The 21,332-nt window shown below is 56.8% G+C and carries 19 protein-coding genes and 1 tRNA gene; 8 read left to right on the top strand and 12 right to left on the bottom strand.

Annotated elements, in window-relative coordinates; translation table 11 throughout:
• The first annotated feature begins 78 nt into the window (after positions 1 to 78).
• Positions 79 to 1,626, top strand: coding sequence for an aminopeptidase P family protein (locus G438_RS0104590; protein WP_026460330.1), 1,548 nt, complete (start codon positions 79 to 81; stop codon positions 1,624 to 1,626).
• Positions 1,627 to 1,647: 21 nt separating this feature from the next.
• Here the strand turns inward: G438_RS0104590 and G438_RS0104585 are convergent, their stop codons facing one another.
• The 5 genes from G438_RS0104585 to G438_RS10835 all read right to left on the bottom strand — a co-directional run bounded on the left by G438_RS0104585 (position 1,648) and on the right by G438_RS10835 (position 8,289).
• Positions 1,648 to 1,851 carry a hypothetical protein gene (locus G438_RS0104585; protein ID WP_026460329.1) on the bottom strand — a complete coding sequence of 68 codons (204 nt, stop codon included), beginning with the start codon at positions 1,849 to 1,851 and terminating at the stop codon, positions 1,648 to 1,650.
• Between the two features lie 7 nt (positions 1,852 to 1,858).
• A complete protein-coding gene (locus tag G438_RS12465; RefSeq protein WP_026460328.1) occupies positions 1,859 to 2,266 on the bottom strand; it encodes a hypothetical protein in 408 nt (135 codons plus the stop codon).
• Between the two features lie 346 nt (positions 2,267 to 2,612).
• Positions 2,613 to 6,140, bottom strand: a complete 3,528-nt coding sequence (locus G438_RS0104570; RefSeq protein ID WP_026460327.1) for a DUF5979 domain-containing protein — start codon at positions 6,138 to 6,140, stop codon at positions 2,613 to 2,615.
• 267 nt (positions 6,141 to 6,407) lie between these two features.
• Positions 6,408 to 7,457, bottom strand: a complete 1,050-nt coding sequence (locus G438_RS0104565; RefSeq protein ID WP_026460326.1) for an NAD(P)-dependent alcohol dehydrogenase — start codon at positions 7,455 to 7,457, stop codon at positions 6,408 to 6,410.
• A 151-nt stretch (positions 7,458 to 7,608) separates the two neighbouring features.
• Positions 7,609 to 8,289: a YflT domain-containing protein gene (locus G438_RS10835; RefSeq protein ID WP_131245767.1), complete on the bottom strand. Its 681-nt coding sequence runs from the start codon at positions 8,287 to 8,289 to the stop codon at positions 7,609 to 7,611.
• Between the two features lie 107 nt (positions 8,290 to 8,396).
• Between G438_RS10835 and G438_RS0104555 the strand changes: the two genes are divergently transcribed.
• The 4 genes from G438_RS0104555 (at position 8,397) to G438_RS0104540 (ending at position 12,319) form a co-directional block, all read left to right on the top strand.
• Positions 8,397 to 9,686, top strand: a complete 1,290-nt coding sequence (locus tag G438_RS0104555) for a magnesium transporter MgtE N-terminal domain-containing protein (protein ID WP_420804714.1) — start codon at positions 8,397 to 8,399, stop codon at positions 9,684 to 9,686.
• Positions 9,679 to 10,218, top strand: coding sequence for a DUF1003 domain-containing protein (locus G438_RS10830; RefSeq protein WP_034285201.1), 540 nt, complete (start codon positions 9,679 to 9,681; stop codon positions 10,216 to 10,218). The genes G438_RS0104555 and G438_RS10830 overlap by 8 nt, the downstream gene beginning before the upstream one ends.
• A 282-nt stretch (positions 10,219 to 10,500) precedes the next feature.
• Positions 10,501 to 11,625 carry an Mrp/NBP35 family ATP-binding protein gene (locus tag G438_RS0104545; protein WP_026460324.1) on the top strand — a complete coding sequence of 375 codons (1,125 nt, stop codon included), beginning with the start codon at positions 10,501 to 10,503 and terminating at the stop codon, positions 11,623 to 11,625.
• A 58-nt stretch (positions 11,626 to 11,683) separates the two neighbouring features.
• A complete protein-coding gene (locus tag G438_RS0104540) occupies positions 11,684 to 12,319 on the top strand; it encodes an O-methyltransferase (RefSeq protein WP_026460323.1) in 636 nt (211 codons plus the stop codon).
• Between the two features lie 263 nt (positions 12,320 to 12,582).
• On the opposite strand, the gene G438_RS12220 is transcribed toward G438_RS0104540, so the two are convergent.
• The 3 genes from G438_RS12220 to dapE all read right to left on the bottom strand — a co-directional run bounded on the left by G438_RS12220 (position 12,583) and on the right by dapE (position 14,742).
• A complete protein-coding gene (locus G438_RS12220) occupies positions 12,583 to 12,747 on the bottom strand; it encodes a DUF3117 domain-containing protein (RefSeq protein ID WP_084403092.1) in 165 nt (54 codons plus the stop codon).
• A gap of 102 nt (positions 12,748 to 12,849) precedes the next feature.
• A complete protein-coding gene (locus G438_RS0104530) occupies positions 12,850 to 13,581 on the bottom strand; it encodes an LOG family protein (RefSeq protein ID WP_026460322.1) in 732 nt (243 codons plus the stop codon).
• A 30-nt stretch (positions 13,582 to 13,611) separates the two neighbouring features.
• On the bottom strand, positions 13,612 to 14,742 hold the full coding sequence (gene dapE, locus G438_RS10825; protein WP_034285232.1) for a succinyl-diaminopimelate desuccinylase: 1,131 nt from the start codon (positions 14,740 to 14,742) through the stop codon (positions 13,612 to 13,614).
• Between the two features lie 80 nt (positions 14,743 to 14,822).
• Here dapE and G438_RS0104520 point away from each other — a divergent pair, with 80 nt between their 5' ends.
• Positions 14,823 to 15,701, top strand: coding sequence for a purine-nucleoside phosphorylase (locus G438_RS0104520; RefSeq protein ID WP_084403090.1), 879 nt, complete (start codon positions 14,823 to 14,825; stop codon positions 15,699 to 15,701).
• Positions 15,702 to 15,716: 15 nt separating this feature from the next.
• Positions 15,717 to 16,253 (top strand): hypothetical protein, encoded by a 537-nt coding sequence (locus G438_RS0104515; protein ID WP_026460320.1) that lies wholly within the window; start codon positions 15,717 to 15,719, stop codon positions 16,251 to 16,253.
• A 421-nt stretch (positions 16,254 to 16,674) separates the two neighbouring features.
• On the opposite strand, the gene G438_RS10820 is transcribed toward G438_RS0104515, so the two are convergent.
• The 4 genes from G438_RS10820 to G438_RS0104495 form a co-directional block, all read right to left on the bottom strand.
• Positions 16,675 to 16,962: a 50S ribosomal protein L25 gene (locus G438_RS10820; RefSeq protein WP_034285230.1), complete on the bottom strand. Its 288-nt coding sequence runs from the start codon at positions 16,960 to 16,962 to the stop codon at positions 16,675 to 16,677.
• A gap of 153 nt (positions 16,963 to 17,115) precedes the next feature.
• The gene (locus G438_RS0104505) at positions 17,116 to 18,096 is read right to left on the bottom strand and encodes a ribose-phosphate diphosphokinase (protein ID WP_026460319.1); all 981 of its coding nucleotides are present in this window, start codon (positions 18,094 to 18,096) and stop codon (positions 17,116 to 17,118) included.
• 36 nt (positions 18,097 to 18,132) lie between these two features.
• Positions 18,133 to 19,173: a bifunctional UDP-N-acetylglucosamine diphosphorylase/glucosamine-1-phosphate N-acetyltransferase GlmU gene (locus G438_RS0104500; protein WP_026460318.1), complete on the bottom strand. Its 1,041-nt coding sequence runs from the start codon at positions 19,171 to 19,173 to the stop codon at positions 18,133 to 18,135.
• Between the two features lie 49 nt (positions 19,174 to 19,222).
• Positions 19,223 to 19,294, bottom strand: a tRNA-Gln gene (locus G438_RS0104495).
• A 147-nt stretch (positions 19,295 to 19,441) separates the two neighbouring features.
• Here G438_RS0104495 and G438_RS0104490 point away from each other — a divergent pair.
• Entirely contained in the window at positions 19,442 to 21,283 is a 1,842-nt protein-coding gene (locus G438_RS0104490) for a phospho-sugar mutase (RefSeq protein ID WP_026460317.1), read from the top strand.
• Positions 21,284 to 21,332: the final 49 nt, after the last annotated feature.

Below are 21,332 nucleotides of genomic sequence, written 5' to 3'. Positions count from 1 at the left end.
ATCGGCTCGGGTGGATAATTAGGAACTATGACTGATCACTGCGACGCCGCTTCATCCACCACCCCTTGCGACCCTGCAATGACCGCCACTGAAAGTGCTGATCAGACCACACAGTCAATGGCCGACCGCGGGTCACAACGGTCTCACCGACCAGATTCAGAGGCATTCCGCGCCTTTATGGGAGCCAATTGGGGGCCACGGACCGACCGAGGCGTGACACGCATGGCCGTTGCCGATTACCTTCCCTCTCGTGCACGCGCCGCAGGGGAACCCTTTGCCGGTCAACGCCTCGTAATCCCTGCCGGCACGTATAAAACCCGCAATAACGACTGCGCGTACCGTTTCCGCGCCCATTCGGCCTTCGCCCACCTATCAGGTCTGGGTGGGGAACGCGAGCCGGATGCTGTGCTGGTCCTTGAGCCAGCCCCTCTTGACGAGGATGGCCAGGCAGTAGGTCCTCACGAAGCGGTCCTGTATTTCAAACCACGATCATCCCGTTCCTCCGAAGAGTTTTACGCAGACGCACGTTACGGTGAGTTTTGGGTGGGCGCGCGTCCTTCCCTGGAGGAAGTCGCCACCGAGACAGGTCTGCGCTGCGCCCATATCGACACTCTGCCTGACGCGTTGGCCAAGGATGCTGGGCGGGTGAATTTGAGGGTTTTGCGCGATGTGGATGTACACGTGCAGGCACTTGTGGATCAGGTACGTGAGCAGGCGGGTTTGCCGTCAGGCGAGGAAGCCCGCAGCGAGGATGAACATTTCGAAGAGCACCTATCTGAGATCCGACTATTAAAAGACCAGTGGGAGATTGAACAATTACAGCGTGCAGTCGATGCTACACACAGTGGTTTTGACCAGATTTTGCTGGCTTTGCCGCGAGCGGTGGGCCACCAGCGTGGCGAACGTGTGATCGAGGGAGCATTCGGGGCCAGAGCCCGTGAAGAAGGTAACGGCTTGGGGTATGACACGATTGCCGCCTCGGGAAACCATGCCAACACATTGCATTGGATTGACAATGACGGCCCTGTCAATGACGGTGATCTGGTGCTGGTTGATGCTGGTGTCGAGGTTGATTCGCTCTACACCGCCGATATTACCCGAACCCTTCCTGTGTCTGGCCGCTTCACTCCGGTTCAAGCCAAGGTGTACCAGGCAGTATTGGATGCGTGCGAGGCCTCCCTTGCTCGCGCGAATCAACCTGGTGCACGTTTCAGACACCTTCACGAGGCGGCTATGGAGGTCATAGTGGATCGCCTCGAAGCTTGGGGTCTACTTCCTGTATCGAAAGAGGAGGCCCTCTCCCCTGCTGGTCAACAGCATCGACGCTGGATGCCACATGGAACCAGCCATCACCTGGGTCTTGATGTGCACGATTGCGCGCAGGCGCGCCGCGAAATGTATCAGGAAGCCGAGTTGACGCCGGGGATGTGTTTCACCATCGAACCAGGCTTGTATTTCCGTGCCGACGACATGCTCATCCCTGAAGAGTTCCGCGGAATCGGTGTGCGCATCGAAGACGACGTGGTGGTCAATGCTGACGGAACGGTGACACGTTTATCTGAGCGCATTCCACGTACTATCGAGGATGTTGAAGCGTGGATTGCCGCCGCACAACGTAAGGCATGAGCGGCGGCAATCCGCTGCCCTCTAGTGGCCGTCAGTGGTGTCTTCAGGTCGTGGCTGCTTCCCATCCGGCAGAGTGGAACCTACGCCATACAGAAGAAAAGTTGCCCACACCGTCCATTGAGGAATCGCTTGCTGGGCAAACATTGCGTACAGGAGTGCGGTGCCTGAAAGAACGACTGCTCCCCACATCATGACTGTACGTAGCAGAACCACAGCCTTCATCATGTACCCCTCATCGGTTCCAGCAATGGCGATGCTTTGGACATTCGCTAACGAAGCCATTCTTCCAGCCCTGATACCCCACTACACCAGCAACACCCAGCGAGTTGGCGCCGGTGAAAATCGCCCACCCGATGCTTCCATTCCACTGACTCCATGTGATTTGTCCGGCGGCAGCACGAGCTATACCGTCATCCCTTGCCACCGCATACCCCAAAGAGAGAACCGCAAGGACTGCGACCACAACGCCTGACGCCGCGGCTGGTTGCGCTTCCGGCTCCTCCCCTTCAAGCACAAAAGATGTCTGCGGTGGTATCACCGATACTTCTTGTCGTGGAACAGCCCCGGCTCCTACACCTGTTGCTACACAAAGAGCAAGTGTGGTCATAGTCACCACTAGCGTTCGCATGAGAGTCTTCATTGTCTCCTCCTAATTGCTGGTATTGAGCTATTTGATGAAAGGAAGGGTCAACGTCATATTGACGCAATTACCTTCCACCCCCAACAATAGTTACCAGATAACCTTTAGACAATAGTTCACAGAGTTTCTCTCCTAAACGCGATGGCGCCACTTTTGTTGTGCATTGACCACGACGTCTCCGATAACGACCGGCGGGCACACCAAGATGGGCGCACGCGACAAAATGAGGGCTATATCAAAGATATTGCGCCCTGAAATGCCGATACAAAATGGCGGATTTTCTAGGAATGACATCCTGAAAATCCGCCATTTTGGGGTTTGGCCTACAGCGCTAGAGCGCCACCAACTACTTCACCTGTTTGCGGCGAAGAACCAGCACCGTTCCACCAAGGATGGCGGCAAGCACTGCGCCACCGAGGATGATGGGAGCACTAGTGCCGGTCGACGCAAGGGCACCCTTGGTGTTTGAGGGGCGGGTAACCGGTTGTGCAGCGGTACCCGAGGTGTCTGCTGCAGGTTTTTCGATAGCGACAAAACCGAAGTCCAGCGTGGCATCTCGGTCGCCATCCGTATTCAGTCCCTCTGAGTCGGCATAAGCGTCGGAAGAGTCATCTTCACGCGTCGTGTCATCTGCGCCCGCGCGAGTTGGCAAGTAGCCATCCGGCGTGGTGACACTCACGCGGTAGCTTTGGGAGTTCGGAAGCAACGGCAGGTTATCGAAGGAATATTTTCCGTTCTCGTCAGTCTTGACGGGTGTCACTTCGTTGCCATAGACATCGGTCACGGGATTGCCGTCCGGCCCAGTCACAGTGAGGGTGACGCCACCAAGACCTGGTTCATCGTCGTCCTGCTTACCGTCACGGTCGGTATCGAGCCACACGAAGTCACCAACCGACACTTTGGCTTTCACAAAGCCAAAGTCCAGTGTCAGATCCTCAGCACCGTCAATGCTCAGGTCAGCAGTTGAGGATGCTGCTGTGTCCGAGGAATCAACGCTGCGGTCTGCGCCTACATCTGGCAGTGTCGCCACATAGCCGAAACGGCCAGTGTCGGTCACGGTCACGGTGTAGGACTCGCCCGGCGCAAGCGTTGGCAGGTTCTCGAATAGGTATCGTCCATCAACGTCGGTGATGGCTGGTGCGACAGGGTTGCCGTGGATATCGACGACAGCTTGCCCGTTCGGACCTGTCAGGGCAAGCGTCACACCGCCCATAGGCTCGTCGGTTGCATCTTGCAGCCCGTCACCATTTGCATCGAACCACACGTAATTTCCAACGGAAACCTTGTGGCGCGTGTAGGTATTGGTGGCGGAAATGGCAGTGGACGAACCGTCAGTCACCTCGAAGGTGATGGGAGCGTCGGTCACGCTAGTAGTCCCCATGGTTAGGGTTGATGTGACATCAGCGCCTGCAACGCGCGCGTCATCTTCACTCAGTTCGCAGGTACCCACAGGCATGTCGGCAACTGTTGCGATGAAGTTATTGGCGGCGTTCAGTTCGATGCTTCCTTCTTTCACAACTGCGCCTGCACGGCTGCAGGTGTAGGTAAAGGTGAAGGAGGACGGCGCTAGCGCGGCGCCGTTACCGGTGACAGATTTCGTGACAGTCAGACCACCTGCGAGTTTCTTATAGGCATTGGTCACGGTCACCAGTTCATTGGAGTCTTTTGTGATCGTCACTGCACTTGCCGAGTACGACGTGGTGATTGCGTAACCGTCAAGGCTTACCGGATCTTCGGTAATGGTGCAGTTGGTACCAACCGGCAGGGTTGGTCCTTGTACGCGCGCGCCGTCACCCGTGAGCTGCAGTTTGCCGGTGGTGCCTGAAGCATCATTACACACATAGGTCACGGGGAACACTTGTGTTGCATCACCTACGAGGTCGCCGGTCACCGTCTTGGCAACACTGAAGCTCCCCGTTTGACGAGTGTAATTGTTTTCAAAGGCGGCGTTCACAGCGGGATTTTGTGCCGCAGGTTCGGTGATGGTCACAGTCTGTGAGGCAGGTGCTGCAAGATCGTATCCATCGATGGCTGCAGTGGCGGCATTTTCGCTGATCGTGCACTGCGTATTCACTGGCAATGTCACATTGGAGGCTACCTGGGAGCCGTCCGCTGGCACGCCAGTAATTGTGCCCGTGGTTTGGCGCAGGTCATTACAGGCATAAGCAAAGGTGAAGGTCTTACCTGCACCTGCTTGCGAGGCGGCATTCAAGGTCTTCGACACAGTGAAGGTGCCATTGATTTGCTCAAGGCGGTTGGTCAGTTCAACCGACGTAATAGTTTCGTCACCAATGGTGAATGTGTTGGTAGTAGCCGACCCCACCTTAAAGACGGGTGTTGCCCAGCGATACCCTGCGGGGGCTGCACTTGCCGATGTCACTTCACTGAGGGTGACAACCGTACCTCGCGGGAAGGTGATTGGTGGATATTGACCAAGGAAAAGGGTTTGCTTACCTTGGGTGACATCGAAATATGCGGTACCGGTGCGGTTGTCGGCATTCAATGTGCCGGGAGCATAGGCCTCCCAGCCACCTGGGTAGGTGGTGTCATTGGGATGATAGGAGGATGCATCCATTGGCAGCGTGTAGTCAACTTTGACACGGTAGGTCTGGGTTGGCGATATCAGGGTCGAACCGGGACCTTCAAGCGTTTTAAGGACTTTGAAAGTTCCGTAGGCTGGTTCCATCGTCACACTCATCGAGAATGACTCAATGAAGGACTTTTTCACTTCGACTGAGCGAAGCGTGTCTTCAACGCCGTCATTGTTGACGTCAGCCACAAGTTTCGCGGCGTTACCGTAGGTTACCCCTGGAAGGAGGTTCGTACTCGCCGTTGGCGTTGCCGTGTAGAGCAATTCGTACTGGACCTCTTTTTCGAAGGGACCGGTAATGGAGATACGTGCACTTTGCCCGTCCGGCGTTGCTGTGCCCAGCTCAACATTAACGGTGAAGGTGCCTTTGTCGGTTGTCATGGCGACACCACTGCCAGTGGCGAGTTGAATCGGGGCAGGACGTGGTGTTTGAGCGAAGGATGCTTGGTCATACATCCACCTGAAGCTCCACGTTGCAGGGTCGCTAAAGGTCTGTCCAGGGCCCAAGGTATCGACGAAGGTCAGGGTTTGATTAGTTACTCCGTCAAATGTCATGGTCATGCCAGCGGCAGTGAAATGCTCGGCGACCTTTTTGGTGTTAAAGCCGAGTGGGTAGGTGACATTCTTGGAGGCCTCTGAGATGCCGTACATGCCTTTGGTGACGTCCAGCGCGGTGTAGCCTGCGGAGATTGGAGCAGTGATGCCACCCGTACCAGGCAGATCAACGGTGACAGCCGAGGGTGTGCCTGACGTAGTAAAAGTCAGTACTTCTTCGGTCGTGGTCTGTGAGGCAACCAGTTGTAGCGTGCCGGAACCACCAAAGTTCTTCCACCCCTGGTCAGCCACGCGGCTAGGTATGAAGTCGTCGAAGGTGCATTCCATACTCGTTGACAGAATGAGGCAGGTACCAACTTCGACTTCTTCCCCACCATAGACAACTTTGAAAGGTTTCGTTTGGTTGGGGACGCGCGCCGTCAGTTCGGCGGGGAATTGAATTGAGAAGCTATCGCCAGCTTGGATATTGGTTTCTTCGTTTTGAGGTACTTGCCATTGGAATGCCAGCGTCGCGATATTCCATTGAGCAAGTGCGCCCGTCAAGACGTTACCTGAGGCATCCGTCTTGTCCAATTTCATTGATAGGAAGGAAATATTAGGATCGTCGGCTGCTTGGGCCGGGGTTGCAACAAAAACAGAACCGATTGTCACCAGTAATGCGATAAGCAGCATGGCAAAGACTGTGGCTGCTCGACGCGTGAATCGGTTACCGTCGACACGGTGGAACATTCATCCTCCACTACACGGTGTTGACCAAACTCAAAAGAGTTCATATTACAAGCGGTCAAGCGTACACGGTTACCCCACTGTTTCACAGATTTAAACAATCGCTATTCTCACAATGAGGACACCCCACATAGGGCGACGTATCAGCAGCACCGGCAACACTTATCAGAAAACCACGCAACTCCAAAAGGCGTAGCGCACACAGCGGACAATTACTTACCTATTGGTAACTTCTGCCTAGTCGCCGATATCACAAGATTCAATATCTGCTTACCGGTCGAAGGTAGATATGTCGATAACGAAGCGGAAGTTCACATCCCCAGCCACCACACGATCATAGGCATCGTCGACCTGATCTACAGGGATTTTTTCAATCACCGCGCCAATGCCGTGCGCCGCACAAAAGTCGAGCATCTCCTGAGTTTGCGCAATACCACCAATATTGGATCCGGTCAGCACCTTGCCGCCCAGAATCAAGGCCGCCATTGAAACAGGCATTGCATCTGGCGGCAGCCCCACAACACTCATTACGCCATGAGGCTTGAGCAAGCCAAGATAGGCATCCACATCATACGGCGCAGAAATCGTCGACAAGATGAAATCGAAAGTGCCACGATGGGTAACAAAAAAAACCGCCTCGGTTGTCGCCAATGTGTCCACAGCACCAAGACCCTTGGCTTCGTCAGCCTTGGCAAGCGAACGGGACAGTACCGTCACCTCAGCACCAAGAGCCGCAGCAATCTGGACACCCATGTGCCCCAGACCCCCAAGACCCACAACAGCCACTTTGTCGCCTGCTTTAATGCCCCAACGTTTCAACGGAGAGTATGTGGTAATACCTGCGCACAGCAGTGGCGCCGCATGATCAAAATCAAGATCATCGGGAAGGGAACAGACAAAGTTTTCGTTGACGACGACATGCTGGGCATAGCCCCCTTGTGTCACTGTCCCGTCAACGTCAATAGAGTCGTAGGTGCCAACATTACCGTTCAGACAATCCTGCTCTTGCCCTGCTTCACATTGCTCACAATGACCGCAGGCGTTGACCATGCACCCCACGCCCACACGGTCTCCCACGGCGAATTTGGTGACCGCAGGCCCAACTTCGGTGACCACTCCGGCAATCTCGTGGCCAACGGTGAGGGGAAAATGCGCCTGTCCCCATTCATTGCGAATCGTATGAATATCCGAGTGGCAGATCCCGGCCGCGCGAATGGCGATCACAACATCATCAGCGCGCGGACTACGGCGTTCAATAGTGACAACTTTAAACGGAGCATCGGGGCCGGTTTTTTGCAGCGCCTTGGTGAGGAATGTCATATCACTAGCCTAGACCACGGCCACCGAAAGGGCATCAGCAAAGGGCGATAAGCATACCTGCTCACGCAGCCCCGGCCATCCCCCCACTCCAGCGCCGCCAGCGACGTTCGCAGACGCTGCCGATTACTGCGGATGGTCAAGTCTGCAGCTCCTACTCCCCGGGGCTTGCTGGCTTTTCTGACTGGTCAACCGTCGGTATTGTCGGCGCTTCACTGACCGTTGCACCATTTTCAGGCATCGTCGAGGCGTCGCTGAGTCTCACGCCGAAACGAGGCTCCTCATCCGCACGCGAACCGTATTCTGTTGGCCCACCATTGGCCTCGGCCCGCCGCGAGCGCTTGGGGGCTGGGCGCATCTGGTTGCCGCGCGTATTCTGAAGTAATTCGAACGCGCGATCCACCTGCGCTGAGGCCAGCACGGCATAACGCGATGCCACTACCTGCGAATGAGACGTGAAGTCACGTCGGCCACCTGACAGGGCGTATCCCAGGACTGCCATCACTATCCCCAGCAGCGCGCCTCCGCCCACACCGAGGACAAACCACGGAATAGGTGTCGTGGCAGTATTGCCAAAAGACATCATGACACCAACGAACCCGCCCCACAGCATCCCGGTACCTGCACCGGATAAGGCGGCGCGCCCCACCGTCATACGGCCCGTGACGCGCTCAACCATATGCAGATCCGTACCCACAATAGTGATAGCTTTCACATCAAAGTGGCTGTCAGAAAGGTAGTCCACTGCAGCCTGCGCTTCAAGGTACGTTTTATACGAGCCCACCTCTACTCCGCTGGGCATTTGGGGAGCCAATATCATTGCTCGTCTGGCCACATTTATCCTCTCTTGCACGCTTACGCCGGGGTTCTTTGACGAATCTCGCAAAGAATACTGCCTTATGTCTGTATTCAGCCTAGGCTGTTCCTGTGAGCAATGCACCAATTGATGTCTCCACAGGCGGCCGACGCATCTATATCGGCAAGCTTGCGGGCACCTCTGTCTTTGATCCACTGGGCGATAAGGTGGGAAAAATCCACGACGTGGTCGTCACCTTCCGTCTCAACACTGTTGCCAATGTCATTGGTTTTGTGGTTGAAGTTGGCCCACGTAAACGTGTTTTTCTTCCTCTCACGCGCGTCACGGCCATCGAATCGGGATCGGTTATCACCACGGGTTTGCTTAATATTCGTTCATTTACGAGGCGCCCCATCGAAACGCTCGTCGTTTCGGAGCTTTTCGACCGCGACGTCACGCTTAATGAAGATGGCACGACTGTTCGTGTCCTTGACGTCGCCATGCGACAGCGTCGCCCACGTGACTGGGTCATTGAAAAACTTCACGTTCAACGCTTCCGCATGTCTTCGCTGGGCTTTAGGCGCGCCGGGGAAACACTTACCGTCAATATTTCTGACGTATCGGGCCTTTTGCGTACAGATACGAACCAGGCTGCCACTGCTTTACTCCAACACACAGAGGATATGAAAGCTGCTGACCTTGCAGATTTCATTCACGATTTGCCGCACGAAAGGCGTCTTGCAGTGGCACAGTCCCTGACGGACGCGCGCTTGGCTGACGTACTGGAAGAGCTCGGCGAAGACGTGCGTGTTGCAATACTTTCTGGCCTTGACGCTAAACGCGCTGCTGACGTTCTTGATGTCATGCAGCCAGACGATGCTGCCGACCTTGTTGCTGAACTGCCAGACGATCAGGCACAAAAACTGTTGGGCCTGATGGAACCGGAGGAAGCCGAGGATGTGCGTCGTCTGATGCGCTACCACGAATCCACTGTTGGCGCTTTGATGACGACTGAGCCTGTGATTTTGCCTCCTGATGCCACGGTGGCGCAGATGCTTGCTTCGGTGCGTAGGGAGGACCTGTCGGTCTCGCTTGCAACAGCCGCTTTCATTACTCGTCCTCCACTAGAAACGCCGACCGGACATTTCCTTGGCATGGTCCATATTCAACGTGCCTTACGTGAACCACCGCATACACTTCTGGGCACAATTGTTGACTCCGATGTTGAGGTGGTGGCACCAGAAGATCACATTGCGAAGGTGACGCGTCTACTGGCAACCTATAACCTCATGGTGATCCCCGTGGTGGATCAAGATGGACACCTGCATGGGGCTGTATCCGCTGACGACGTCCTTGACGAGTTGCTGCCAGCTGACTGGCGTAATCTCGATGACGAGGTCACCGACCGACTGATGGCGAGGAGTATAGATGGCTGAACGGCTTGATACCCCAGCGGAACGGAAAGGTTTTACCTTCCCTCGCATCAATCTGGAGTCAGAAAAGGTGGCGCGAGGTGCAGAACTCATCGCGCGTTTCTCGGGCACACCCCAGTTCCTTGTGTACTTGTCGGCCTTCGTCTTTGCCTGGCTCGCGTGGAATACGTGGGCGCCGTCTGCGTGGCAGTTTGACCGGGCAGACCTTGGGTTTACTGCTCTGACTCTTATGCTGTCCTTGCAGGCGTCGTACGCCGCACCACTTATCTTGCTCGCTCAAAACCGTCAGGATGATCGTGACCGCGTCCAAGCTCAACAGGATCGCCAGCGTGCTGAACGCAACCTTACCGACACAGAGTATCTGACCCGAGAGATCGCCTCGCTGCGCATCGCCATGCAGGATATGGCGACTCGTGACTTTGTGCGTTCAGAGTTGCGGTCAATTCTTGAGGATCTGCGTGAAGATATTGAACGCCTCACCCCCATTGCGGATGAAAGTCCTCAAGCAGACAGTAAAGGTGAAGCACACGACTAGTTGAGCCATCGCAGAACAGGCACCAAGTTTCCCACGCGGAGTAAGTAAAGCACGTCGTTGTGGGTTATTTGGCTTGCACACCGTGTTTTCTTGCCACACGCGCAAATAAGGCAACGGACCTGAGGCTGACGCGGGTGTGACCTTTCTTGCGCACTGCAAATCAGGCGGGCCCCATCAATACAGCGTGACACTGTGCCTAGGTGAGCTCGTGTCTGTGCGCATCTGCGGGCTGTGCAGTACTGCGGGCGCCACCACGGCATAAGGCAGACTACGATAGTGGCTATGTCTGTCACCGAAAAACTTGTTATGGAAGCTCTGGCCACTGTTGAAGACCCGGAGATTCACCGCCCTATTACTGACCTCAATATGGTTGATTCCATTGCAATTGAGGGTGAGGCGGTCACGGTGACTGTCCTGCTGACCACTGCAGGTTGCCCGCTGCGCAATCGGATCACTGCTGACGTTGAACGGGCCGTTGGCGCAATCGACGGTGTTTCCACCGTTTCTGTGGTGATGGGTGTGATGAACGACGAGCAAAAGAAAGCGTTGAGGGAAAAACTCAACGGTGGGCGCCCTGAACGTGAAATACCTTTTGCGCAGCCATCGTCGCTGACGCGCGTCATTGCGGTGACCTCTGGCAAAGGTGGTGTTGGAAAATCGTCGATGACCGCTAACCTCGCGGCTGCTCTGGCCGCCACCGGACTCAAAGTCGGTGTGATGGATGCCGATATCTACGGTTTTTCTATCCCCCGTATGCTTGGCGTCACCCATGAGCCGCAGGTTCTTGATGGGATGATTATCCCGCCCGTTGGTGCTGGGGGCGTTAAAGTCATGTCGATCGGCATGTTCGTCCCTGACGGGCAACCGGTGATTTGGCGTGGCCCGATGCTGCACCGTGCACTCCAACAATTTCTTGCCGACGTATTTTGGGGTGATTTGGATATTTTGCTCATCGATATGCCTCCGGGCACGGGTGATGTGGCAATTTCCATTGCTCAATTGCTACCCAACTCGCAGATCCTTGTCGTTACTACGCCGCAGGTTGCCGCCGCTGAAGTTGCTGAACGTGCTGGTTCGATCGCCACGCAGACTCATCAAAAAGTGGTCGGTGTTGTGGAAAACATGTCCTACCTTGAACAGGCAGATGGTAGCCGTTTGGAGATCTTCGGCACCGGTGGTGGCCAGTCGGTGTCCCAACGCCTCAGCGCGCAACTGGGATACACAATTCCGCTTTTAGCCCAAGTCCCTCTCGATATTGCGCTGCGTGAAGGCGGTGACGCTGGTGAACCTGTCGCCCTTGGCCAAGGCCCATCTGCCAGCGCATTGACGGCACTGGCCCGCGCACTTGGTGGAGCGCAGCGTGGTCTGGCTGGCCGACCACTTGGTGTTGCTCCAATCCACCACTAATTGCTACTGGAGCGCTAGGCTGGTAGTAGCAGTGGGATATATGGAAGGACCAGGAATAATGACGGTAGACAAAGCACAGGCCTGGGTCTATGCCGAGGATTTTCTTCCCGAACGCGAAATTGTAGCCAAAGCCAGGGAAACAGCCATTGAGTTGGGCGCCCACCCTGTGTCTCCTGGAACGGGTGCTGCGTTGCGTCTGCTTGCCGCAGTATCTGGTGCTCGTGCAGTACTTGAAGTAGGCACAGGTGCTGGCGTATCGGGCTTGTGGCTGCTCGATGGGATGGCATCCGACGGCGTACTCACCACCATTGACCACGAAGTTGAGTTCCAAAAACACGCACGTCGCGCGTATATGTCAGCAGGTGTGTCAACCCAACGCACGCGCCTGATCGCTGGTCGTGCCCTTGACGTTTTACCGCGAATGGCTGCCCGCGGATACGACATGATGCTGATCGACGCTGACATTATGGAAACCCCAGACTATTTGGACCATGCCTTACGTGTCCTGCGTCCTGGAGGTCTTGTCGCAGTAGCTCACGCGTTGTGGAACGACCAAGTTGCTGACCCGGCACGCCGTGATCCGGAGACGGTCGTCGCCCGTGAAGTTGTCCGTTTCCTTGGAGCCTCGGATGATTTCATTCCCTGTTTGCTGCCTGTAGGTGACGGTTTGCTGGCGGCAGTGCGCCGCATGTAGGTGCCGCCGACCACGCGATGCCCCGCCCTCCAGCCCGCAACGGGGAAAGCCCCCAATACACACCGCTTGACGGCGCATGCCCTCCAATGCACACCGCTTGTCAGCGTCGATACGGACACGTAGCCCCGCCCTCGGAAAGAGGAGCGGGGCTACAAGTATTCGCGGTGCTTCGTCGTGACGCCACGTGAATCAGTGGCTGACATGCCGGACGATCGCGTCGCCTCGGCAATCGAAACGATCACATCGCTGCGGCGAAGGGGCGGTCAGAGTGCTTCAGCGAGTGCTTCAGACAATGCCTTCGCTTCGTCTGCGGTCAGCTCGATAACGAGACGCCCACCACCTTCACTGGGAATACGCATGACAATGCCACGCCCTTCCTTCGTTGCTTCAAGGGGGCCGTCTCCGGTCCGCGGCTTCATAGCTGCCATGTGCTGACTCCTCCCACAGTGGGTCGCCACAGGTATTTTGGCGATGTTCAGCGTCAATTCTACCCGTCTTCGGCGTTTCTCTCAGCCTGAGATGCGACGGAGCTAAGCCAATACCAAGCGTACCGCTTCAGCAGGGTCATCAACGATGGAGAAAAGCTCGGCATCACCATCGCTAATCATGCCGTTAGTGCGCATGGTTTCCCGCAGCCACGTGGCCAAACCTGACCAGTACTGTGTACCCACAAGAACGATCGGGAATGAATTGACTTTCTGTGTCTGCACCAACGTGAGAGCTTCAAAAAGCTCATCCAACGTGCCGAAGCCTCCAGGCATCACAATGAAACCCTGCGAGTACTTCACAAACATGGTTTTTCGTGCGAAAAAGTAGCGGAAGTTGATACCAAGGTTAATCCACTGGTTCAACCCTTGTTCGTGGGGCAATTCAATGCCTAAGCCGATTGAGGTTCCGCCTGCATCCCACGCTCCCTTATTGGCTGCCTCCATCACGCCGGGGCCGCCGCCGGTGATCACAGCCTGCCCCGCCTCAACCAGGAGACGACCAATTTCTTCAGCTTTCACATAGTCAGCGTCGTCAGGTTTTGTCCGTGCGGAACCGAAAACAGAGATCGCGGGGCCGACCTCAGCCAATGCTCCGAAGCCTTCGACGAATTCTGCTTGAATACGCAATACCCGCCATGGGTCTTCGTGGAGCCACGTCGTATCGGTCTGACTACGAAGGAGCCTGGTGTCAGAGGTTTCAGCTGGGATTTGTCCACCACGTAGAACCACAGGCCCACGCCGATATGACCCATTTTTGTTCTTTTGTGCAGCCATCGGTTTTTCCTTTACATGTCAAAGTGATCGTTACTGTGAGGATAGCCAATCAATGAGGGTGTGCGCGCAGGTACGGATCTGCGCGGTCGGCACGTATTCGTCCTGCGTGTGGGCCAGCAAAGGGTCACCGGGCCCATAGTTCACCGCTGGTACACCCTGCGCGCTCAAGCGCGCCACATCCGTCCACCCGTATTTTGGCCCAACGAGACCGTCAAGGGTGCCGTCGCCTCGTCCATACGCTCGCGCTACGGCACGTAGGAAGGGGGCTGCTTGCGGCGAATCGAGGCCCGGGCGTGCTCCGGGTGCACTATCGTCGATACGCAGCTCCACCCCTCCCCCACTTGCACGATGGACGAGGCGTGCGACGCGCGCGTGGGCTTCGGCTTCAGTGCGGCTGGGGGCGAAACGGTAATTCACCCACATACGCGCACTGTCGGGCACTACATTGCTAGCGACACCGCCGTCAACTTTAACCACCGACATGGATTCTTTATACGCAAGACCATCGACGTACACGTCGGGATTACCGTAGGCAGCGACTGCGTCAATGGCGGCAGCCATGCGGTGTATGGCGTTGTCACCTCGCCATGGACGTGCCGTGTGGGCTGCCACGCCGCTAAACGACACGCAGATACGTGCAGTACCATTACAACCTCCTTCGACTAAGCCGTTGGTAGGTTCACAAAGGACGGCAAAATCTGCCTCCATCCACTGGGGGTATCGCGTTGCGAGACGCCCAAGCCCATTGAGTGCGGCGTCAACTTCCTCGTGGTCGTAGAAAATCCATGTAACGTCGCAGGTCGGTTCCGTTACCTGTAGCGCCGCATAGAGCGCTGCGGCTACACCGCCAAGCATGTCAACGCTGCCACGTCCAATCAGAGTGTCAACACCGTGCACTGTGGCACGACGGTGTGGAATATTGTCTCCTATTGGCACCGTGTCCAGGTGGCCGGCAACGATGACACGCCTGCCGTGTCCCAGTTTGGTGCGCGCCATGACTGCGTCGCCGTCACGCAACACTTCAAGATGACGGCCCCCGCGTAAGGCTGCTTCGACAGCATCCGCAATACGTTTTTCGTCACCGCTTACCGAGGGAATGTCGATGAGATCTGCGGTCAATGCCACCGGATCCTTAAGAGCCAATACGTCACGCGCTGCCATGCCTTCACCTTCCCGTGGTCGTGACACCTGCTCTGACGGTAGCAGTGGACCAATATGCACCCACGCGATACCTTAGCGGTATGTCTGAATATGTCTCACCGTCATCCGTGCCTGCACAGCGCACTATTTCACCATCGGAGCCTTTGGCGCAGGCAGATCCATTTGAACTGGCCGAGGCGGCAGCACGCTCTATCCGTGGCCGTACCCAGGTGAATACCCACGATATCGCGCTCATTTTGGGGTCAGGATGGTCAGGTGCCGCGGATCTGTTGGGCGAAACTGTGGCAACGTTACCGGCACGCCAAATACCTGGTTTCCGGGCACCTGCGGTTGCAGGGCATGGTGGAAACGTGAAATCGGTACGTATCGCCGACAGTGACACCCATGCGCTTGTTATTGGGGCCCGCACCCACTACTACGAAGGGTATGGGGTTCGTGCAGTGGCACATGCTATTCGTACCGCTGCCGCCTGCGGCGCGCGCACCATCATTTTGACCAATGGCTGTGGTTCTGTGAACCCGGAGTGGGGTCCCGGGCAGGTAGTTCTTATCCGCGACCACATTAATCTCACGGGGGCTTCACCCATCGAGGGCGCTCATTTTGTTGATCTTACTGACCTGTATGCGCAACGTCTGCGCGACATTGCCCACGAGGTTGACCCCGATTTACCTGAAGGTGTGTACGTTCAGTTCCGTGGTCCTCACTATGAAACGCCAGCTGAAGTGACAATGGCAGGCATACTTGGTGGTGACCTTGTGGGCATGTCCACAACCTTGGAGGCTATTGCTGCACGCCAGTCAGGCATGGAAGTCCTCGGACTGTCACTGGTGACGAATCTTGCGGCAGGGGTGGGGTCGTCGGCGCTGTCTCACGACGAGGTTTTGGAAGCTGGGCGCGATCACGCGGAACGTATCTCGCAGCTTCTTGCCACGATTGTGTCCCGCATCGCCCGCGCCTAAAGGCAGGCGCTGACGGTGAAGCATTTTTTTCACCCGCAGGTCAATGGTCAAACCTGCGGTATTGCTGCCCTCGCCACCTTTGCAGCTCGGTGTGGGCAGTTACCCGCCTACGCCGATCCTAAGCAGGCTGAAGCGATCCAGCTGCGACTTCACCAGGTGGCGTCACGCGTCGGCGTGCCGTGGCCTCGTGCTTTGGGGACTTCACCGTGGGCGCTCGCACACTTGGCTTCGGCTGCTAGTGGCGTACAGTATCGGGCAGTGCCGTGGAACGGTCGTACTGCTTGCCTCCTTGACGAGGCGGTTGCAGCCAATGCCGATACTTTCCTTTATGTGGGTGGGGCTGGGCGGCCACTGGATCGCTTTGTGCCGCGTCACGTTGTTGTCGTCCTTGGTGCGGAGTCTGCTGGGCGTGTCGGCTCCTATGCGGTCTTCGAGCCTTCTTCGGGCGCTGTGTATGACGTCGCAGTGTCCACCGTCCGTGATGGTTCTTCTGCGGGTGTTGCGGCCTTTGGGAATTGGCGTCATGTACTCGCAGCAGTTGTTCCAGGGTGAACTCGTGGCTACCGCTCGTGGGGACCCGTGGTCGTTGTTCCCCAAGGGTACTCGCGCTCGTTGTGCCGATCCGGGCGGGATAGCCGTGCACTATCGGCGCCCACATCACCTAGGACTACATCACCTGAAATTGCATCATTTGAGGCTCACCCCACCAACATTTTGCCCGTGTTGTCAGTTTTCGAGTCCCGTCAACCGCATCGCCTGGCCCCCGCCAGCACGCGTTGTCCTATTACCCCACACTGCATTACAACCTCGTACGGCGATTACTTACCCAAAATGGCGGATTTTCAAGGCACTATCCCTTGAAAATCCGCCATTTTATTGGGCCATTCGGGCGTGGAAAATACCGTCGATTCAGTTGAGTGTGTCAATAGACGGCAGAGACTGAATCGAGTATTTCTTCCGCCTCCAGCGTGGATCAGGCGATAACAAAATCCACGTGAAGCAGAACGCGGCTCACTGGGTGACGCTGGGCTTCCTGGACCTTCACCTTGTACGAGGTGCCGTCCAGTTTGATTTCCATCACCTCGTTACGGAAGTCACGCACAGCAAGGGTGAGTTCGTGGCCGGGCAGATCGACATGAAGTGTTTCCTGCTTAGCGCCGTAAATGGCGGCAGGAATGAGGCCTGCGCGACGCGCACGGCGGGCAGCACCCTTACCGAATTCGGTACGTGTTTGGGCGGTCAAGATCGGGGTTTCGCTCATATTGAGTCTCCTCGCATAATCGGGTCATCAGGTCGGCGCGCCGACGCGCCAGAACCCGCAACTGTGTCAGTCGAGGAAACTCTGTCGATAACGGCCACGCACAGCGCAGCCCTCGCCGGAGCAACCCCTCTAGATTAGCGGGTGGATACGTCCTTATGCCACTCCGTCAAATAAAGATGTGACCGAACCGTCTTCAAAGACCTCATGTATCGCCGTTGCAAGTAGTGGCGCGATGGGCAGTATCGTCAGGCTGGGGAAGCGTTTCTCCGGCGTGATGGGCAGTGTGTCAGTCACCACCACTTCTGTGGCACCGCATTCGGCGAGGCGTCGGCTAGCTGGGTCAGACAAAATACCGTGGGTTGCGGCCACGATCACCGATTGTGCCCCCGCGTTGTAGAGGACTTTAACGGCCTCAGCGATAGTACCTGCGGTGTCGATCATGTCGTCGACGAGAACACAGGGTTTGCCTGCCACGTCACCGACAACACGGTTGGCGACGGCAACATTGGGGCGACTCATATCCCGTGTCTTGTGAACGAATGCGAGCGGGCATCCGCCGAGTTTCGCAGACCATTTTTCTGCCACTCGGATACGGCCCGCATCGGGCGACACCATGACGACCTGTGACAGGTCCACGCGGGTGCGCACGTAGTCCACGAGAACCGGCATTGCCCACAGGTGGTCGACGGGACCGTCGAAGAAACCTTGTTCTTGGGAGGCGTGCAGGTCTACGCTCATCACTCGGTCGGCACCTGCTGTTTTATACATATCAGCTACGAGGCGTGCCGAAATAGGTTCACGGCCAAGGTGTTTCTTGTCTTGGCGCGAGTAGGGGTAGAAGGGTGAGACAGCCGTGATGCGTTTAGCGGAGGCACGTTTAGCGGCGTCAATCATCAAGAGCTGTTCCATCAGCCATTTGTTAATCGGCTGAGTGTGGGACTGAAGGACGAAAACGTCGGCGCCACGCAGTGATTCGGTGAAACGCACGTAGATTTCGCCGGAAGCAAAGTCGTAGGCGGTGGTGGGAGAAACGCCGCAGCCAAGGACGTCACCTACCTGCTGAGCAAGTTCGAGATGTGCCCGTCCAGACACGAGTACGAGGCGTTTTTCGCCGCTGGTCACCAACCCGCTCATGGGTTTATCCTCCCTGTTGCCTACGCGGTTTTCCGGTCAGTCCCCAGTGGACTGCCCAAGGACAAGAAATGGCGTCACCATCGCACCCGGTGTGACAGTGGTGTTGTCAGCCCAGACTGTTGGCACATGAGCACCATCGCCGACCGTCACATTGGTGAGGGTCGCGCCGGGACCAATGTGGCAGTGTGAACCAACTGTGGTGTGCCCACGTAGTAGGGTTCCTGGGTGGATCGTCGTATCAGCACCGATGGTGACATCCACATCAATCCAGGTGGAGGCAGGGTCAGTGATGGATACGCCTGCACGCATATGTGCCTCGCATATACGTCGATTGAATTCGGCACCCAATTGAGCAAGTTGCACGCGGTCGTTACAGCCTTCCGCTTGCCATGGGTCCTCAAGGAGTACTGCCCCGGCGGTGCGGCCCGATGGGGCTGCAGCAGCCAGTACGTCGGTAAGGTAGACCTCGCCCTGGTCATTATTTGTGCCGAGGCCTTGGAGCGCTTGGTGTAGGAATGCCCCATCAAAAGCGTATATGCCAGCATTCACCTCAGTGATGGCTCGCTGTGCCTGAGTGGCGTCGCGCTGTTCAACAATGCGGGTAACTATTCCAGCCTCGTCACGGATAATGCGTCCATACCCGGTGGGATCTGGGGCGATGGAAGTGAGGACTGTCACGGCATTGTCGGCATCTTCGTGGGTTGTGACGAGGCGAGCCAAGGTATCGTGCGACAGCATCGGTACGTCACCTGACGTCACGACGATCGTGCCCGCGATGTCGGCACCGGCATCAACGAGCGCCTGAAGCCCACATTGGACGGCGCGTCCGGTACCTGGAATCTCATCTTGATCAGCAAGTAAGGCATGGGGAGCCACACGCAGCACTTCTGCGGCAACCGTTTCACGCTGGTGGCGGACCACCGTCACTAGGCGCGCGGGATGTAAGGAGCCAGCTGCACGCAGAGCGTGTCCGATCATTGACAGACCAGCGACGGGATGCAGCACCTTAGGGAGATCAGATTTCATGCGGGTACCCTGCCCCGCAGCAAGTACGATCACGGCTGCTGGCTGAGTCACAGATCCTCCCACAGACCATAAAGCGGGTATTTCATTCCCGCTTTGAGAGCTCCGCCCCTAGGACTCGAACCTAGAATAAAGGCACCAAAAACCTCTGTGTTGCCAATTACACCAAGGCGGAATGCTCTCTAATTGTGCCATATTTTTTGCCGACACACCGCATCGGCAGAGGCGGCGATTACGTCACACCGCGTCATTTCGCGCTTTTTCACAGGCAACATCGGCCAATAAGTGGGCGGCTTCACCCTAAAGGCACTACCGTATTGGCATGACTACTACCGGAAAGCTTGACGAAACTGCCATTGAAACGTGGATCGCAGACGATCCCGACCCTGACACCGCCTCGGAAATCGCCACACTGCTGGATGCTGCCCGCAGTGGCGACGCTGCCGCGCGGGCCGACCTTGCGGACCGTTTCAGTGGACTACTGGAATTTGGTACTGCAGGGTTACGCGGCGAACTTGGCGGCGGCCCGAAGCGCATGAACCGCGCCGTCGTGATACGCGCTGCTGCTGGGATCTCATCCGTACTCAAACAAGATGTCGGTGACGGATTCACCGTCGTGATCGGCTACGACGCACGGTATGGGTCAGCACAATTTGCGACCGACACTGCTGCGGTTGTGACCGCCGCTGGTGGCCGCGCACTGCTGCTCCCGCGTAGCCTGCCGACGCCCGTTGCCGCCTATGCCCTGCGTGCTCTACACGCGGACGCCGCTGTGGTGGTCACTGCCTCACATAATCCCCCACGCGACAATGGGTACAAGGTTTATCTTGGTGGCCGTGCCGTCTCCGACTGGGGGCAGGGCACGCAGATTGTTCCCCCCTTTGATGCACGTATCCACAATGCGATTGTCGCGGTAGAGTCCGTCGCTTCCGTTCCGCGCGCCGAGCAGGGCTGGGAAATCCTCGGCGAAGATATTGTGGAGAACTATATTGCCTGCGTTGCAGCCCTTGTTGATGCTGGCCCGCGCGATTTGAGGATCGTATTGACGTCGATGCATGGTGTTGGCGGACAGACGATGCTTGACGTTCTTCATCGCGCTGGATTCACCGATGTACACGTTGTCCCCGAGCAACACGAACCCGATCCAGAGTTCCCAACGGTGTCTTTCCCTAATCCTGAGGAGCCAGGCGCACTTGACCTTGCGTTCGCGTTGGCACGGCAAGTGGATGCTGACCTGATATTAGCGAATGACCCTGATGCGGATCGTTGTTCGGTCGCTATTCCTGACGCATCGATACTCCAAGGGTGGCGGCAGCTTAGCGGCGACGAGGTCGGTTCCCTTCTGGGTGAGCAGACAGCACGCCTATGCAGCGGCAATAACGATGCAGTATTGGCTAATTCTGTGGTGTCATCGCGCCTACTTGCCAAGATCGCACAGTACCACGGCGTGTCCTACCAGCATACGCTGACGGGCTTTAAGTGGATTTCGCGTGTGCCGAACCTTGTTTTTGGTTACGAAGAGGCGTTGGGATACTGCGTCGATCCAGCCCATGTGCGCGACAAGGACGGCATTTCGGCCTGCCTACGCTTTGCGGCCCTTGCCGCCACTTGTAAAGCCCAGGGACGCACTGTGGGCGATGAATTAGATGACTTGGCGCGGCGTCACGGCCTCCACGCGACTTCCCCGCTGAGTATCCGTGTGGACGATCTGTCTCTCATTAGTCAAGGGATGGCGAATTTGCGCAACGCCAATATTGAGACGTTGGCTGGTTCTGCGGTAGTGACAGCAGTAGATCTGTCAGATGGGTGGGAAGGTTTGCCTCCCACCAATGGCATGTTATTTATCACCGAGGCTGGGGATCGTGTTGTGGTGCGTCCCTCGGGGACTGAGCCGAAACTCAAGTGTTATTGCGAGGTGATTGTGCCCCTGGCCCAGCAGGTGTCCTTAGAGGCGCCAACGGGTTGCGACCATGCAGCTGGCCAGCACCTCGAAACCGATGGTGCGGCTCAAGGTGTCGCTGTCGGCGACAGTACGGCAGGTGCCGAAAGTACCGCTGGTACTGACAGTACCGCTGCTGCCGAAAGCATTGCCCATGCGCGTGGCACAGCGGCAGCACGTTTGGCCACTGTCAAGGCTGATGTGCGCGCTGCCCTAGGAATCTAGTGGATAGTCTTCAATAACTGTGGCTCACGAAACCTCCCGTTTCGTGAGC

Source organism: Schaalia suimastitidis DSM 15538 (genome assembly GCF_000429105.1).
GTDB classification, from domain to species: Bacteria; Actinomycetota; Actinomycetes; order Actinomycetales; family Actinomycetaceae; genus Pauljensenia; species Pauljensenia suimastitidis.
The sequence above is the reverse complement of the archived record's forward strand: the minus strand, read 5'-3'. Positions and strand labels throughout refer to the sequence as shown.

Coding starts and splice junctions, on each gene's coding strand:
- G438_RS12220 (WP_084403092.1), bottom strand. CDS start 12,747: ATGGCAGCTATGAAGCCGCGGACCGGAGACGGCCCCCTTGAAGCAACG.
- G438_RS10830 (WP_034285201.1), top strand. CDS start 9,679: ATGGCTGAACGGCTTGATACCCCAGCGGAACGGAAAGGTTTTACCTTC.
- G438_RS0104490 (WP_026460317.1), top strand. CDS start 19,442: ATGACTACTACCGGAAAGCTTGACGAAACTGCCATTGAAACGTGGATC.
- G438_RS0104590 (WP_026460330.1), top strand. CDS start 79: ATGACCGCCACTGAAAGTGCTGATCAGACCACACAGTCAATGGCCGAC.
- G438_RS0104545 (WP_026460324.1), top strand. CDS start 10,501: ATGTCTGTCACCGAAAAACTTGTTATGGAAGCTCTGGCCACTGTTGAA.
- G438_RS0104520 (WP_084403090.1), top strand. CDS start 14,823: ATGTCTGAATATGTCTCACCGTCATCCGTGCCTGCACAGCGCACTATT.
- dapE (WP_034285232.1), bottom strand. CDS start 14,742: ATGGCAGCGCGTGACGTATTGGCTCTTAAGGATCCGGTGGCATTGACC.
- G438_RS12465 (WP_026460328.1), bottom strand. CDS start 2,266: ATGAAGACTCTCATGCGAACGCTAGTGGTGACTATGACCACACTTGCT.
- G438_RS0104530 (WP_026460322.1), bottom strand. CDS start 13,581: ATGGCTGCACAAAAGAACAAAAATGGGTCATATCGGCGTGGGCCTGTG.
- G438_RS0104505 (WP_026460319.1), bottom strand. CDS start 18,096: ATGAGCGGGTTGGTGACCAGCGGCGAAAAACGCCTCGTACTCGTGTCT.
- G438_RS0104585 (WP_026460329.1), bottom strand. CDS start 1,851: ATGATGAAGGCTGTGGTTCTGCTACGTACAGTCATGATGTGGGGAGCA.
- G438_RS0104570 (WP_026460327.1), bottom strand. CDS start 6,140: ATGTTCCACCGTGTCGACGGTAACCGATTCACGCGTCGAGCAGCCACA.
- G438_RS10820 (WP_034285230.1), bottom strand. CDS start 16,962: ATGAGCGAAACCCCGATCTTGACCGCCCAAACACGTACCGAATTCGGT.
- G438_RS0104565 (WP_026460326.1), bottom strand. CDS start 7,457: ATGACATTCCTCACCAAGGCGCTGCAAAAAACCGGCCCCGATGCTCCG.
- G438_RS0104540 (WP_026460323.1), top strand. CDS start 11,684: ATGACGGTAGACAAAGCACAGGCCTGGGTCTATGCCGAGGATTTTCTT.